The 14,983-nt window shown below is 58.2% G+C and carries 9 protein-coding genes and 4 tRNA genes; 9 read left to right on the top strand and 4 right to left on the bottom strand.

The features are described from left to right. Positions 1-2: 2 nt before the first annotated feature. Positions 3-788, bottom strand: a complete 786-nt coding sequence (locus AC0KVQ_RS06115) for a dihydroorotate dehydrogenase electron transfer subunit (protein WP_473420255.1) — start codon at positions 786-788, stop codon at positions 3-5. A 66-nt stretch (positions 789-854) separates the two neighbouring features. Beyond that, the gene (gene folD, locus AC0KVQ_RS06110) at positions 855-1,709 is read right to left on the bottom strand and encodes a bifunctional methylenetetrahydrofolate dehydrogenase/methenyltetrahydrofolate cyclohydrolase FolD (RefSeq protein WP_473420254.1); all 855 of its coding nucleotides are present in this window, start codon (positions 1,707-1,709) and stop codon (positions 855-857) included. A gap of 127 nt (positions 1,710-1,836) precedes the next feature. Between folD and AC0KVQ_RS06105 the strand changes: the two genes are divergently transcribed. From AC0KVQ_RS06105 to AC0KVQ_RS06090, 4 genes are all read left to right on the top strand, one after another. Next, positions 1,837-1,913: transfer RNA gene (locus AC0KVQ_RS06105), tRNA-Pro, on the top strand. Between the two features lie 41 nt (positions 1,914-1,954). Then, positions 1,955-2,031, top strand: a tRNA-Arg gene (locus AC0KVQ_RS06100). 75 nt (positions 2,032-2,106) lie between these two features. Beyond that, positions 2,107-2,182 (top strand) — tRNA-His (locus AC0KVQ_RS06095). A 71-nt stretch (positions 2,183-2,253) separates the two neighbouring features. After that, a tRNA-Leu gene (locus tag AC0KVQ_RS06090) sits at positions 2,254-2,338 on the top strand. A gap of 53 nt (positions 2,339-2,391) precedes the next feature. On the opposite strand, the gene AC0KVQ_RS06085 is transcribed toward AC0KVQ_RS06090, so the two are convergent. Continuing rightward, positions 2,392-5,169: a putative bifunctional diguanylate cyclase/phosphodiesterase gene (locus tag AC0KVQ_RS06085; protein WP_473420253.1), complete on the bottom strand. Its 2,778-nt coding sequence runs from the start codon at positions 5,167-5,169 to the stop codon at positions 2,392-2,394. A gap of 299 nt (positions 5,170-5,468) precedes the next feature. On the opposite strand from AC0KVQ_RS06085, the gene sbcB reads away from it, so the two are divergent. The 3 genes from sbcB to AC0KVQ_RS06070 all read left to right on the top strand — a co-directional run bounded on the left by sbcB (position 5,469) and on the right by AC0KVQ_RS06070 (position 9,415). Then, positions 5,469-6,905 (top strand): exodeoxyribonuclease I, encoded by a 1,437-nt coding sequence (sbcB, locus tag AC0KVQ_RS06080; RefSeq protein ID WP_473420252.1) that lies wholly within the window; start codon positions 5,469-5,471, stop codon positions 6,903-6,905. A 140-nt stretch (positions 6,906-7,045) separates the two neighbouring features. Beyond that, positions 7,046-7,774 carry a YebC/PmpR family DNA-binding transcriptional regulator gene (locus AC0KVQ_RS06075; RefSeq protein WP_473420251.1) on the top strand — a complete coding sequence of 243 codons (729 nt, stop codon included), beginning with the start codon at positions 7,046-7,048 and terminating at the stop codon, positions 7,772-7,774. Positions 7,775-7,906: 132 nt separating this feature from the next. After that, the gene (locus tag AC0KVQ_RS06070; protein WP_473420250.1) at positions 7,907-9,415 is read left to right on the top strand and encodes a pectate lyase family protein; all 1,509 of its coding nucleotides are present in this window, start codon (positions 7,907-7,909) and stop codon (positions 9,413-9,415) included. A 76-nt stretch (positions 9,416-9,491) separates the two neighbouring features. Here AC0KVQ_RS06070 and AC0KVQ_RS06065 read toward each other — a convergent pair whose 3' ends face one another. After that, positions 9,492-12,164, bottom strand: coding sequence for a bifunctional diguanylate cyclase/phosphodiesterase (locus AC0KVQ_RS06065; protein ID WP_473420249.1), 2,673 nt, complete (start codon positions 12,162-12,164; stop codon positions 9,492-9,494). A gap of 158 nt (positions 12,165-12,322) precedes the next feature. Between AC0KVQ_RS06065 and AC0KVQ_RS06060 the strand changes: the two genes are divergently transcribed. Together AC0KVQ_RS06060 and AC0KVQ_RS06055 are read left to right on the top strand one after the other, a co-directional pair. Then, positions 12,323-13,336 (top strand): tetratricopeptide repeat protein, encoded by a 1,014-nt coding sequence (locus tag AC0KVQ_RS06060; RefSeq protein WP_473420248.1) that lies wholly within the window; start codon positions 12,323-12,325, stop codon positions 13,334-13,336. Between the two features lie 47 nt (positions 13,337-13,383). Beyond that, complete coding sequence (locus AC0KVQ_RS06055; RefSeq protein WP_473420247.1) at positions 13,384-14,934, top strand: GGDEF domain-containing protein; 1,551 nt, start codon at positions 13,384-13,386, stop codon at positions 14,932-14,934. The last annotated feature ends 49 nt before the right edge of the window (positions 14,935-14,983 follow it).

Raw genomic sequence — 14,983 nt, 5'->3', positions numbered from 1 at the left:
GTTCAGCTCCACAGGATATCCTCCCCCTTGAATACCGGACCATCCTTGCAGACCTTCTTGTGCTCCCAGCCCTCCGGCTTGCTCGGTTCACGAATCTTGCGCACGCAACCGACGCAGATACCGATGCCGCAGCCCATGTAGTCTTCCATCGAGATATGGCTTTCCACGCCATGCTTGGCGGCCACTTCGCACACACGCTTCATCATCGGGTTCGGGCCGCAACAGAAGATCACCTTGTTGCTGGCATTCTTGGCCAGATAGGCATCGAGCAGATCCGTCACAAAGCCCTTCGTGCCGTAGCTGCCATCATCGGTGGCGATGAATGCCTTGCCGGCACTTTCCAATGCTGCGACTTCATCCTGCAACAGCAACTGCGCCTCGTTGCGCACACCGTAAAAGAGCTTCCAGTTGGCAAAGCTGTCCATTGCATATGGAAACGGACCGAAACCGATCCCGCCCGCCACGAACAGGATTTCCTTGTCGGCGGGAATATCCAGCGGGAAACCGTTACCCAGCGGACCAAGCACGTTGATCGAATCGCCCACACGCGACTTGGCCATGGCTGCCGTGCCATTACCTACCACGTGATACAGGATGGAAACCAGATCGCCGCGCACGCGCGCGATGCTGATCGGAATCCGCAGCAGGTTTTCCAACCCACCCGCCTTGAATTCCAGAAACTGGCCAATGCGGCACTTGCCGGCCAATTCCGCATCGCGGAAGGTCATCAGGTAGTTGTTTGGTTTGATTTCGATGTTTTCGACGATGGGTACGTCTTTTTGAAACATGGGAATGCCCCGTAAAGAGGATGACCAGTCGCTACAGGCTAGCCACCCGGTATGAATTCTGAATAATCAGGGATTGCGCGCTACCGCCGCATCATAGGTATTCTGCATCAGCGTCGCCACGGTCATCAGACCGACGCCACCCGGCACCGGCGTGATCCAGGCCGCACGCTCCCGGGCCACATCGAATTCGACATCGCCGCACAGGCTGCCATCCGGCAGGCGGTTGATACCGACATCGATCACGATGGCACCCGGCTTGATCCACTCGCCCTTGACCAGGCAAGGTTTGCCCACGCCGACCACCACGATATCCGCTTCGCGTACCCTGGCCGGAGTATCCCGGGTAAAGCGGTGACAAACCGTGACCGTGGCACCCGCCAGCAGCAATTCCAAGGCCATCGGCCGACCCACGATATTGGAAGCCCCCACCACCACGGCATTCTGCCCCTTGATCGGCAGGCCGGTGCGCTCCAGCAGCGTCATTACGCCACGCGGCGTACAGGGGCGCAGGTGCGGCAAGCGCAAGGCAAGCCGACCCATGTTGTACGGATGAAAGCCGTCGACATCCTTGGCCGGATCGATCATTTCAATGATGGTTTCGGCATCGATATGCTTGGGTAGCGGCAATTGCACCAGAATGCCATCCACCTCGACATCGACATTCAGGCGCGCAACCAGATCCAGCAGTTCCCGTTCGGACACGGTATCCGGCAAATCATAGGCCACGGAATGGATGCCGGCGTTGGCGCACTGACGCTTCTTGTTGCCAACATAAACCTGCGAAGCCGGATCATTTCCAACCAGGATTACAGCCAGACATGGTGCACGCTTGCCGGCGGCGATGCGCGCATCGACCTTGGCCCGAACGTCAGCCACTATCTCGGCCGAAATCTGCCGGCCATCAAGAATCTGTGCGGTCATTACCGCTCCTTGAGCATAGGAATGGGGGAAAGCCCGCTATTTTCGCACTGAATCGACATTTCGCTCAATCAGCAGGCAAGAATGTCTTGACGCTGATTGAAGCGCCGCGTATATTCCCGCTCCTCATCGGGGCGTAGCGCAGTCTGGTAGCGCATCTGCTTTGGGAGCAGAGGGTCGTGAGTTCGAATCCCACCGCCCCGACCAGATTTACATGTAGTACCACGGCGCAGTAACCTTTTAGATGTGCGCCCGTAGCTCAACTGGATAGAGCAACGGCCTTCTAAGCCGTAGGTTACAGGTTCGATTCCTGTCGGGCGCGCCAAGCCTGCAGAGTTGAAAAAAATGCCGTAAAGATTTACTGTTACGGGCAATAGTTAGTAACAGATTGGTTTCAGTGGTGGATGTAGCTCAGTTGGTAGAGTCCAGGATTGTGATTCCTGTCGTCGTGGGTTCGAGTCCCATCATCCACCCCATATCATGAAAACAAGGGCTTAGCTTAGGCTAAGCCCTTGTTTTTTTAGGTGCCCGTTACCGGGCAGCCAATGCGAGCGTGGCGAAATTGGTAGACGCACTGGATTTAGGTTCCAGCGCCGCAAGGCGTGGGAGTTCGACTCTCCCCGCTCGCACCAGCCCTTTGAATTTCCAGCCAGAATCCGGAACGGACTGACCGCCCTGCTTGCGATCAGCCGGACACCCACTCATGCGGAGCCGCATCGCTCGCAGCCCCGCTCCGGCCGGCGCTGCGCACCATGACGCGCAATGCATCCACCAGCTCGGTACTGACCTCGTTCAGTGCGGCCAGGCCACGCTGCGCTTGCATGTGTTGCCCCTGGCCGTGCAACTCAAGCAAGCTGAGGCCTATCTGTCGCGCACTGCGATACAGCAGACCGATATCGCGATACACCAGATGTTGCCCGTAACAACGCTGTCCTTCATGCTCATACCAGTGGGCAAAACGGCCGGCGCGAATGCCCATGTCAGGACGCTCCTTGCACTCGCCATGCAAATAGGCTCCCACCGATTGCAGCCAGCTGCGCTGCTCAACGATGGCGAACAACAGCGGCAGCACTTCCGGATTGAGACTGCGGCCATTCCACTCGGTCCATGCTGCATCCGGCACCCAGGTTCGCATCCATCGAAGCAATTCGGAGGGCGGCATGGGGCGGGCAATGCCATAGCCCTGCGCCAGCTCGCATCCCATCGGAATCAGCATTTCACCATGCGCCACCGATTCGACACCTTCCGCCACCGTTTCGCGCCCGAATGCAGCAGACAAGCCCAGCACGCCTTCGACAATCGCCAGATCATCCGGATCGGTAAGCATGTCGCGCACAAAGCTGCGGTCGATTTTCAGCACATCGGCCGGCAGGCGCTTCAGATAAGTCAGCGAAGAATAACCCGTACCAAAGTCATCCAGCGCAAAACGCACGCCCAGCGCCCGACAGCCGTTGATGACCTCGGAGGCATGCGCCATATCTTCAAGCAGGCTGGTTTCCAGCACCTCCAGCTCGAACCGGGTCGGATCAACTTCCGGGTAGGCAGCAAGCAAGGCCTGCAAGCGGGAAACGAAATCGGATTGCTGCAACTGGCGTGCTGCAATATTGACACTGACGGCAATCTCGATGCCTTGTGCCTGCCAATCCGCCATTTGCGCCAAGGCTGTCTTGATGACCCACTCGCCCAGCGCAATGCCCAGCGGGCGATCCTCGACAATCGGCAGGAATTCGGCCGGCAGCAACAGGCCACGCTCCGGATGCCTCCAGCGAATCAGGGCTTCCGCCCCGACCACCACGCCGGTTCTCATATTGACCCGTGGCTGGTAGTACAGCACGAATTCATTGCGCGCCAGCGCCAGCCGGATCTGCTCCAGTGCTTCGTGCTGGTTTTGCGTGACCACATCGCGCACCACATCGAAGCGATAGTAGCAATTTTTGCCCTGCTGCTTGGCCAGGTACATGGCCTGATCGGCATGGCGCAGCAACTGGTCTGCATCGACCGGATCCTGCGGGTAGAGTGTGAAACCGATACTGGCGGATACCCGCAACATGGCCTCGCCCAGCAACACCGGATCGGCGGCAGCACCCAACATGCGCGTCAATATCGGCTGACAATCCGTTCCTGCCTCCAGGTCCACCAGAATGGCAGCGAACTCATCCCCACCCAGACGGGCAAGCGTATCCCCCTCGCGTAACACAGCCTTCATGCGCTGGGCCACCGTCACCAGCAAGTCATCTCCCGCCTTATGTCCATGCCGGTCATTGATGGCCTTGAACCCATCCAGATCCAGATACACCACGGCCAGTTGCGTACTGCGGCGCAACGCCTGTGCCATGGCCTGCTGCAGACGATCGGCGAACAGCATGCGATTGGGCAGGTCGGTCAGCATGTCATACTGGGCGATACGCTCGAGCTGCTGCTGATGGGTCTTGATTTCAGTGATATCGGTGAACAGGCCGACGTAATGTCTTGGCCTGCCATTGGCATCATGCACCGCGCTGATATTGAGCATCTGTGCGTACATGTCGCCATTCTTGCGCCGGTTCCATACCTCACCATACCAGTGCCCCTGTTCCAGCAGGGCGCGCCACATGCCGGCGTAATATTCGGGTGGCTGGCGGCCGGAATTCAGGATGCGTGGGTTACGCCCCAGCACCTCTTCGCGCGCATAACCGGTAATCTGGGAGAAGGCCTCGTTCACATCGAGGATATTGCCGCGCGCATCGGTGATCGTGATGCCCTCGCGCGCATGCGTGAATACGCTGGCAGCCAATTGCAGGCGGGTTTCCGCCTGGCGCTGTTCAGTGATATCGACATAGGCCATCACCACGCCATAACGCGGGTGATCAAGCGGCGTAGCACTCACACTCAGCCATACACTGCTGTCTGCAGTGCGCACTTCCATGATGACATCCTGCACCGGCCGCCGTTCGGTCATGGCGCGCACGCTGGCGTATTCGGCATGCGGCATGACGGTGCCATCCGGGCGGAAAATTTCCCATTCCCCATCATCGAACTTGCCCACCAGACGCTCGGCCCGGCTCAGGCCCAGCATGCGTCCGGACGCAGAGTTGCAATCGATGATTTTTCCTTCCCGATCAAGCAGTGCAATACCGACCGGAATGATTTCAAAAATAGTGCGCAGACGCTCTTCGCTGCCGGCTGCCATCGATTCGGTATGCTGCCGTTCGCGCCGCAAAGTTTGTTCAACTTGCCGGATCTTGCGCTGCTGCCACAGCAGGTAGACCACCACGCCCAGCAGCAGCAAGATCATTCCCGACATCAACTGAATGCCGCCACGGTAATACAGCCAATACTCGGTCAGGCTGATCGGGTCGATCATCGACCCCGGAATGGTTTCAGGCACCTCCAGCAAGACAGTCTTCCCGAAAACACCGGATGAAACCCACATCAGCAGCAAACCCGCCAGACATTGCAGGCCGCGATATCTTTTATTTTTCAACTTGTCTCCACCTGTACCGCACTGCCCATGCGCCCAAACATGCTGGCGCATATCTCGATCTTAGAACTTGTTCACGTATCTTGCTGCGAAGCCGTGATCAGGTTCTCAGCAAGCAAAATTCGACCATCCGCTACAAATAATCGGCAGGCCCGTCCATGCTCGCTTACACGCAAAGCTTACGTGATAAACCAAAAAAGCGGCCAGCGCCAATATCAAACATTCCTGTGATGACGATTCCTGTCTTTTGAGCACCGTGAAAAACCGTACAATTCCGGCATTGCGCTCAATAGATGCCACCCATGACCGATCTCACTTTTTTCTGGCACGACTACGAAACCTTCGGCACCGATCCACGCCGTGACCGGCCAGCCCAGTTTGCCGGTATCCGCACCGACGCCGAACTGCATGAAATTGGCGATCCGCTGATGCGCTACTGCCAGCCCGCACCGGACTACCTGCCCGATCCGCAATCTTGCCTGATCACCGGCATCACTCCGCAGCAGTGCCGGGAAAATGGCCTGCCCGAGCACGAATTCGCCGCCGCCATCGAACATGAATTCGCCACGCCCGGTACCGTTGGTGTGGGTTACAACACGATCCGCTTCGATGATGAATTCACACGCTATCTGTTCTGGCGCAACCTGATCGACCCGTATGCACGCGAATGGCAAAACGAATGCGGGCGCTGGGATCTGCTCGATGTGGTGCGCTGCACCTATGCGCTGCGCCCGGAAGGCATCGTCTGGCCGAGCAATGGCGAAGGCAAGCCCTCGTTCCGGCTTGAACATCTCTCTGCCGCCAACGGGCTGGTGCACGATACCGCGCACGACGCGCTCTCGGATGTACGCGCGACGATCGCGTTGGCGCGCCTGATCCGCGCCAAACAGCCACGCCTGTTCGATTTCTGCCTGAAACTGCGCAAGAAGGATGCCGTGCAGGCCGAAATCGGCCTGCCGCAAAAGAAACCGTTCCTGCATATTTCCGGCATGTATGCACCGGAACGCGGCTGCCTCGGCCTGGTCTGGCCACTGGGGTTCCATCCGACCAATCGCAATGAACTGATTGTGTGGGATCTGGCGCATGATCCTTCCGAGTTGTTTGCGCTCGATGCCGCCAGCGTGCGTCTACGCATGTTCAGCAAGCGCGAAGACCTGCCCGAAGGCATCAGCCGCCTGCCGATCAAGACCATTCACCTCAACAAATCCCCGATCGTGATCGGCAACCTGAAAACGCTCTCGCCCGCCATGGCGGAAAAATGGGGAATCGATATCGCCCAAGGCCTGCGCCATGCAGAAACCGCTGCGCAGGCCCCCGATCTGACCAGCCTGTGGATCGAGGTATTCCAACGCCCGGCCGCTGAAGGTCGCGCGGATGTCGATGGTGACCTCTACGGTGGCTTTATCGGCAACGATGACCGACGCCTGCTGAACCGCCTGCGCACCCTCGCCCCGCACGCCTTGGCCCAGGTACATCCAAGCTTTGAAGACAGCCGGCTCGATGAACTGTTTTTCCGCTACCTCGCCCGCAACCATCCACAGCAACTGGATGAAGAGACGAGGATGCGCTGGCACGCGCACTGTGCCGAACGCCTGCACGAGGGCAAGGATGGCGCACGCACGCTGACTGATTTTTTCAATGCGATTGATGCGCTTTCGGAAACAGCAGACGAACGCGCCGAGGAAATTCTGGGGGCACTGTATGACTATGCCGATGAGATTGCGCCGGAACTGCCATGAAAACCTGTTAGCACCTGTTCATGGCTCCGCTTCAAAGCCATGATCGCGCCCCAGTGCCGCGTACACGCAATCCCGCATTTTGTCGAGCGGCGTGTGATAAAATCCGCGGCTTCATTCGTTTCTAAGCTTCAGGATCCATCATGGCTGGCCATTCCAAGTGGGCAAACATCAAGCACAAGAAAGCTGCGGCTGATGCCAAGCGCGGCAAGATCTTCACCCGTCTGATCAAGGAAATCACCGTGGCCGCGCGCATGGGTGGTGGCGATCTCACCACCAACCCGCGTCTGCGACTGGCCGTGGACAAGGCGCTCGACGCCAACATGACCAAGGACACCATCCAGCGCGCGACCGACCGCGGTGCGGGCAACCTGGAAGGTGCCAACTACGAAGAATGTCGTTATGAAGGCTACGGCATCGGCGGCGCGGCCGTGATGGTGGATTGCCTGACCGACAACAAGACCCGCACCGTGGCCGACGTACGTCACGCGTTCAGCAAGTACGGCGGCAACATGGGCACCGACGGTTGCGTGTCGTTCCAGTTCAAGCACTGCGGCAGCCTGCTGTTCGCACCGGGCACTTCTGAGGATGCCGTGATGGAAGTCGCACTCGAAGCCGGCGCCGAGGATGTGGTCAGCAACGATGACGGCTCGATCGAAGTGATCACCCCGCCCTACGAATTCATCACCATCAAGGAAGCGCTGGAAGCAGCCGGTTTCAAGGCCGAAATGGGCGAAGTCACCATGCGCGCCGAAAATGAAACCGAGCTGACCGGCGACGATGTCGCCAAGATGCAAAAACTGATCGATGCGCTGGAAAGCCTGGACGATGTGCAGGATGTCTACACCACTGCGGTGATGGACGAAGAATAACCGTCGCATTCCTGCTACGAACCAAGCCGGCCATCGCGCCGGCTTTTGTTTTTTGGCCTTTTGATTTTGCCGATCTGCTACCATCCCCACCAATGTTCCCGGTAACAATTTCAACAAAGAGGAAACAAGAGGATGAAGAAACGCCAAATTTGCATTGCGCTGCTTGCAGCTGGCCTGCTGTCGGCATGTACCACGATGATGCCAGTCGATCGCTCCCGGGAAGTTCTGCCCGCCAACGATGGCTGGGCCGCTGTGGGCGGCGGCGTAACCGGCGGCGCGGCCGCGAAACCGGAAAACATCTTTGTGGTGTCCACGCGCAAGCAGTTGGTCGATGCGCTGGCCCAAGCCGGCGATCAGCCCAAGATCATCAAGGTGCAGGGCACCATCAACCTGAGCACGGATGAGGCGGGGCGCGAACTGCTAGAACAGGATTTCGCCGTTGCACCGTACCACTTCGACGAATACGTGAAGGCCTATGCCCCTGCGGTGTGGAATGTAAAGCTTGATCCGAAGACCAAGCGCCCGGTGCGTGACCTGACCGGCCCGCAGGAAGAAGCACGCGAGGCTTCCGCCAAACGGCAAGATGCAGTCGTGCGTATCCAGATCCCTTCCAACACGACCCTGATCGGCTTGGGCAAGGATGCCAAAATCATCAAGGGTACCTTGCTGATCGGCAACAAAAAGGGGGCGCAGGATACCTCGGTCAAGCCAGTGGAAAACGTGATCATCCGCAATATCGCGCTTGAGGATGCTTTCGATTACTTCCCGGCCTGGGACCCGGGTGATAGCTGGAAGATCGACAAATCCTATCCGGGTTGCCAGGAGGATTATGTTGATGCCAGCACCGGCCCACAAAAATGTCCGGGCGGGCGCTGGAATTCGGAATACGACAATATCTGGATTGCTGGCGCCCAGCGCGTCTGGATCGACCATTGCACCTTCTCGGATGGCGAGCGCAGCGACAAGCTGTTCCCGCCAAACTATCCGTTCCCGCACAATGAAATCACCCAGAAGATCCAGCACCATGACGGCATGCTCGATATCACGCTCGGCGCTGATTTCGTCACGGTTTCGAACAACATTTTCCGTGACCATGACAAAAGCTCGCTGATCGGTGGATCGGATAGCCTGGACAAGATCGACGGCGGCAAACTTAACGTTACCTTCCGCCACAACCTGTATGAAAACACCGGTCAACGCATGCCGCGCGTCCGATTCGGCAAGGTCCATGCCTACAACAACCACTACATCGGCAATGCCGCCGGCCTGGACAGTACCAAAGCCAATGCCCGCGACAATCATCTGAATGCGATCAGCGCAAAAAACCCGGGCAATATCTGGCGCGGCGCATTTGGCATCGGCAAGGAATCAGCCATCCTCTCGGAAAACAACTATTTCGAGATCAAGCATGGCGGTGCGGAAATCGCCGGGTCCATTCAGGGCGGTACGAAATTCCTGGATCGGGGCTCGATGGTCAATGGCCAGCCAGCCGACATTCTGAAGGCCATCAACGCCCTTGATCCAAAGAAGCAGCTTTCTCCCGATCTGGGCTGGAAGCCGGCAGGCTACGGCGCCAAGGTCGTGCCCGCGGGCGATGTCCCGGCCTATGTCAAAGCCAATGCTGGCGCCGGCAAACTCTGATTGCCGGATTGCATGGGCATAAAAAAACCAGCGGGCCACCATGGCCGCTGGTTTCTTGTTGCCGCCGAAAAGCGGTTCAGCTGTTTTCAGACAGCTCCAACGCATTGAGCAACAAAGCTTCGAACGTGGCGGCGCTGAGCGGGCGGCTGAACAGATACCCTTGCCCGATCTGGCAACCCTGCTCCAGCAGGAATTGCAGCTGGGCCTCGGTTTCGATGCCTTCGCCCACCACGGTCATGTTCAGGATTTGTCCGAGACTGATGATCATGCGGGCCAAGTCCGCATCAAGGCGATCATCCGGCACATGTTCGATAAAGCTGCGATCGATCTTGAGCTTGTGTACCGCCATATTGCGCAGATAGGAAAGCGACGAATAGCCCGTCCCAAAATCGTCAATAGACAGGCGCACACCCATGGCGCGCAAACGCTCCAAGGCTTCCGGTGCCTGTTCGAACAGCTCGATCGACAAGCTTTCGGTAATTTCCAGCTCCAGCGATTGCGGTTCAAGCGCATGCGCGCGCAAGGTCTGTTCGACAAATGCGGGGAAATCCGGATCCCTGAGCTGCAAGGCTGAAACATTGACTGCGATCAGCAAGGGCCGACCAACCCTGTCCATCCACGCACGCAAGGATTGGCAGGCGCCTTGCAGCACGAAACGGCCCAGTGCATGGATTTGACCGGTCTCCTCGGCAATCGGAATGAACTGCAGGGGCGAAACCATGCCCTTTTCCGGATGATGCCAGCGCAACAGGGTTTCCGCGCCAAGGATATGGCGGGTGTTCAAATCAACAAACGGCTGGAAATGCAGTTCGAACTCGCCGCGCAGCAAGGCCGCAGGCATCGCGCCAGCCAGCTGGTAGTGTTCGCGTGCCACGGCATTGGGCTCGGCCGCATAAAATTCGATCGGAGAATCATTACGCGAGCGTGCCGATTCGAGGGCGAACTCGGCATGGCGCAACAATTCTTCGGCAGTCAGGGCATCTTGCGGTGCCAGACTCACGCCACAGGAGAGTTGCGGCGTGATCTGCTGCCCATCGATCACAAACGGCAAGCGCAAACGGTAGTAGATATGTTCAAGCTCATGCGAAACATCGGGGGCGGCCACGTTGCGCAGCACCAGCACAAAACGGTTGCTGCCCAAACGGGCAACAATCGTTTCGCCCGGAACCTGTTCGAACCGGCGCGCAATTTCCTGCAGTACCTGATCTCCACCGGCACGCCCCATATCCTCGTTGACATGCCGCAACCCACCCACGCTCCAGAGCGAATAGACCAGTCGACTATCGGTAACCTGCAACATCTGCGACAGCAATTGCGACAAGCGCACTTGATTGGGCAACCCGGTCAATACGTCATAAAACTGCTGGCGATGTAGTGCCGCTTCAGTGCGGCGCCGCTCGGCCGATACAAATGCCAGTGCAATCAGGTCGGCCGCGGATTCGGCAAAACTGATCTGATCCGCCTCCCAGGCCACCGGACGATCGAAAACTTCAATGCACAACAAACCGCTCAGGCGCCCGCGCACCATCACGGACGCATCCAGTACCGCGACCACGCCACGTGAATTCCAGAAATCATGCAGTGCTGGCAGTGTTGATTTTTCGACGTCATTCACGATCAGGGTGCGGCGCTCACCCAGCAGGCGGAAGTATTCGGCATGCTCCCATGCCTGCAGCGACATATCCGGCACGGGGGCTTCGCCATTGGCCGCAACGCAGCGGAAATAACCCTTGGCCGCATCATTGCGCCAGATCGAGACCCGACCCACTGCCAGGCACTTGCGTACCGCAGCAGCCAGCTCATTCAGGTAAGCCGCCTCATCCTCACCGGCATAGGGCAAATGCGAAAGATGGCGCAAGGTTTCGGACTGCTGCAGCAGGCGTGCGTGTACCTGCAATTGCCACTTATGCATCTGCAGCGCCGATCGCGCCAGCAGCACGACGAACAGGAACATTGCCGTCAACCCGCCCAGCAGCGGATATAACCTCGCCCCTCCGGCATTGACACGTTTGACCTGCCATGACAACCAGCCGACTGGGGCCTTGTCCAAACCGAGCAGGGTATAGTGTGGCGTACCTTTTGCGGGGGATGACGTCCGCACTTTCACATCGGCAATCGACAACATGCGCGCCGTATCTTCAAACCAGACCGGATCAAGATGACGGGCAAAAACCAGCCAGGCATGCCTCTGACTCGGCAAATCCGGCGTACTTTCCAGGCGGATGCGTTCAGCCACCAGCAACTGCACGCCGGAGGAGGTGCGAATCATGCCGGAAAAGGAAGTGGTGGCAGGGCGCAGCCTGAGCTGACGGCGCCATATCTCGGCAAATTCGTGGTTCCATTCAGCCAGCGTAGCCAGCGTGACCGACTCGCCCCGGTTGAGAGCATGCACGACGCGCTGATCCGCAGCCACAACCAAAGCATCGACCACGGAGAAATTGCGGTAGAGCGAATCCGTTACATTCCGGTCCAGCCATTCCTGATCGAAACTGTCGCCATGGGCATGGTTGAAAAAGTCGTCCCACACGGCATAGTCACGCACCAGCTTTTCCAGCTCCCTTTGCTGCTGTTCAACAAAGGTCTGCATCAATCTCTCGGTAAATGCAGCAGAATTGCGCGCTTCGCGGTCCTCGGCATAATTGTTGCCGAGCACCACCAGCAGCAATCCCGTCAGGAACAAACCGGAAATCAGCAGAATCGGATGGTTATAGAGCGCGGCCCGCCAGCCACGCTCGCTGAGTGAGTGCAATACCAGTCCTCGTCCAGAAATCGTTCTGGCACAGAAAAACCATGTGCCTAAAAAAGTAACCGCCTTCAAGCTTAGGCGTTTTTTAGCAGCTTTGTCATTGTTTGCCAAAACTTTATCGCCCCTTCAGGAGCAGACTGGCGCTTCTGCAACAGAATGATATGCTGAAACGTCACATACCCAATCCGGGGCCCATTGTGTCCGAATCAACCCTGCAAATACTCACGCGTGCACGTGAGCTGCTCAAATCCCGCTGCGCCGAGGCCATTGTGCTGGTGGGGCAGGCGCGAGTACACGCAGCGGCAGAGGCGGATCACAGAAACGAAGCTGCAGCATTGAATCTGCATGCACGCATCCTGACCATGCTGGGTCGCCACGACGCCGCCCTGCTCTTGCTGCAGCAAGTCGGCGACATGGCAAGCGTTCATGCGATCGACGTGCATCAGGGCGAAGCCGTGCAGTTACGCGGGCGTATCTACTACCGGCAAAGCCGCTATCGGGATGCCCGGCAATGCTGGCTGGATTGCCTTGAAATGGCACCACCCATCATCGACCAGCACCTGCTCGCGCGCGCCTGTCTTGGATTGGGTTGTCTCGAGTTCATCCAGGGGCATCATCAAGCTGCACTGGATTACCACAACCGTGCACAGGAACTGGCCCTGGAATCCGATGATCCCTTGCTGTTCAGCGAGGCACAGCTGCGCATGGCGGGCGACTGGATCAAAATGGGCCAGTGCGAACCCGCATTGTTGTTGCTGAAAGAAGCACTGGTGCAAATCAAGGCGGCAAAACACTATCCGCAGGAAGCCACTGTCTATGGACTGATTGGCGAAATTCATTATCTGAATGGCGAAATCGAAAAAGCCCATGCCAACCTGATGCTGGCACTCAAACTCAACCGCCTGCATGACAGAGCGTTTGCCGAAATCAGCAATCTGCGCCTGCTGGGCTTTTGTGATCTGCAGCGCCAGGAAATCGATGGCGCCTTCGATTTTCTCAACACCGCCCATGCTCTGGCCAGCAACTGCGGGTCACAATATCTGCTGGCACAGACAGAACAGGCACTGGCCATGCTTTGCAGTGCTACCGGGCAGAACGAGGCTGCAGCCCAGCATCAACTTGCCTACCAACACCTGCGCGATGGCATCCACGCAAGTCTGGACAGCACGCAATGATCAAACACGGCTGTTATTTATACTGTCGCACACTGTAAACTAGCGGGATGACCTCGCCCGCCGATATCGACCACCTCAACCAGCAAGCCCATCGACTCTACCGCCTGAAAAATGGGCAGGTCATGGCTTGCGCCCAGCAGGCCTGCACGCAAGCACTGGCCATCGGCTATACAGCCGGTTACCGCGAGGGCCTGATCAATCAGGGGCGCGCCCATGTACTGCATGGCGCCTTCAAGGAAGCCATTGCACTTTTCTCCCACGTACTGGCACTGGCCGAAGAGGAACAGCATGCACTGCAGATCGCCGATTGCCTGCAGGAAATTGCTCGCGGACATTACACGGTCGGCGATTACGACATGGCCTTGCAATACTGGTCGCGCTGCCTGGACGCCGCGACCAACGCCCAGGCCCATGAGCTCTGGTTGCGTGCACTGATTGGCCTGGGACAGATCTACCTTGCCCATGGCGATGCCGGTACGGCCTTGGCCCATCACCGCTGGGCACAGAAAAGCTGGCGCGAAGGCAATGATCCGACGTTGTACGATGCCGCTTGCCTCAATATCGCCGTGGACCTGTACGAAATGCAGTGTCACGCCGAAGCGCTGAACGTCCTGGCGCAAGTGCGCGAGACCCCCGCACAGCAATCCGCCGAAATCCAGGGCATTCTGGGCCTGATCCAACATGCGCGCGGCGATCTGGATGGGGCCGAAAAGGCACTGCAGACAGCACGTCAATTGAACCAGTCTCATCAGAATGCACTCGGGCTGGCTACCAATCTGCTCACGCTGGGGCGACTTGCCATGCTGCGCAACGATCTGGCCGCGGCCCAGCAACTGCTGGAAGAGGCGCTGGATGCAGCCAGCAGCATGGGCACCCAGCATCTGATGTTCCAGATCGAACTGGCACTGGCCGAAATCCACGAGCTGCGCCAGGAATGGCAAGAAGCCCTTGCCCATTACAAGCGTTACCACCTGTTGCAGCAGGATATCCAGCGCAAGGTATCCCCGCACAAGTTGCAGGCCATGGAAATGCAGCTGGAGGTCGAAAAGGCGCGCATGGAAAACGCCCGCCTGCGCCGCAAGCATGCCACCGAACGGCAGGAGCGTTATCGCATCGAGCGCATGGCCGGTGAAGATGCGCTCACGGGCCTACTGAACCGGCGCGGACTGGAGCAAAGTGCCGAAGCGCTGCTGTACCAGCAACATGATCCCGTTACCGCACTGATGATCGATATCGACCATTTCAAACCGATCAATGACACATGGGGACATGAAACCGGAGACAAGGTGTTGCGCCAGGTTGCCGCACTGCTGAAATCCGGCTGCCGCCAGGGCGATCTGGTATCGCGCTGGGGTGGTGAGGAGTTCGCCGTCCTACTGCAGAACCGCACTGCGGCGCAAGCCGCTGAAGTGGCTGAACGCTTGCGCCGGCTGGTGGCGGGCTGGAGCTGGGATCGCATCATGCCTGAGCAAACCGTGACCATCAGCGTGGGCATCGCCGAACACTTTGCCGATCACGATCTCGCGCACGTCATTCAGCGTGCGGATGAAAAGCTCTACCAGGCCAAACGCAGCGGCCGCAATCTGGTCGTGCTGTAACCAAACGTTTCCATCACCGCTGACTCACCTTATTTGCACGCAGCCTGTA

The organism is Formivibrio sp. oc-25, assembly GCF_055810895.1.
Note: the sequence above shows the minus strand (reverse complement) of the source record. Positions and strands in the feature narration are given on the sequence as shown.

What these genes read in the sequence shown, in the direction of transcription:
- sbcB (WP_473420252.1), top strand. Translation starts at nt 5,469, where the DNA reads ATGACCGATCTCACTTTTTTCTGGCACGACTACGAAACCTTCGGCACC.
- AC0KVQ_RS06115 (WP_473420255.1), bottom strand. Translation starts at nt 788, where the DNA reads ATGTTTCAAAAAGACGTACCCATCGTCGAAAACATCGAAATCAAACCA.
- AC0KVQ_RS06055 (WP_473420247.1), top strand. Translation starts at nt 13,384, where the DNA reads ATGACCTCGCCCGCCGATATCGACCACCTCAACCAGCAAGCCCATCGA.
- AC0KVQ_RS06060 (WP_473420248.1), top strand. Translation starts at nt 12,323, where the DNA reads ATGCTGAAACGTCACATACCCAATCCGGGGCCCATTGTGTCCGAATCA.
- AC0KVQ_RS06075 (WP_473420251.1), top strand. Translation starts at nt 7,046, where the DNA reads ATGGCTGGCCATTCCAAGTGGGCAAACATCAAGCACAAGAAAGCTGCG.
- AC0KVQ_RS06070 (WP_473420250.1), top strand. Translation starts at nt 7,907, where the DNA reads ATGAAGAAACGCCAAATTTGCATTGCGCTGCTTGCAGCTGGCCTGCTG.
- folD (WP_473420254.1), bottom strand. Translation starts at nt 1,709, where the DNA reads ATGACCGCACAGATTCTTGATGGCCGGCAGATTTCGGCCGAGATAGTG.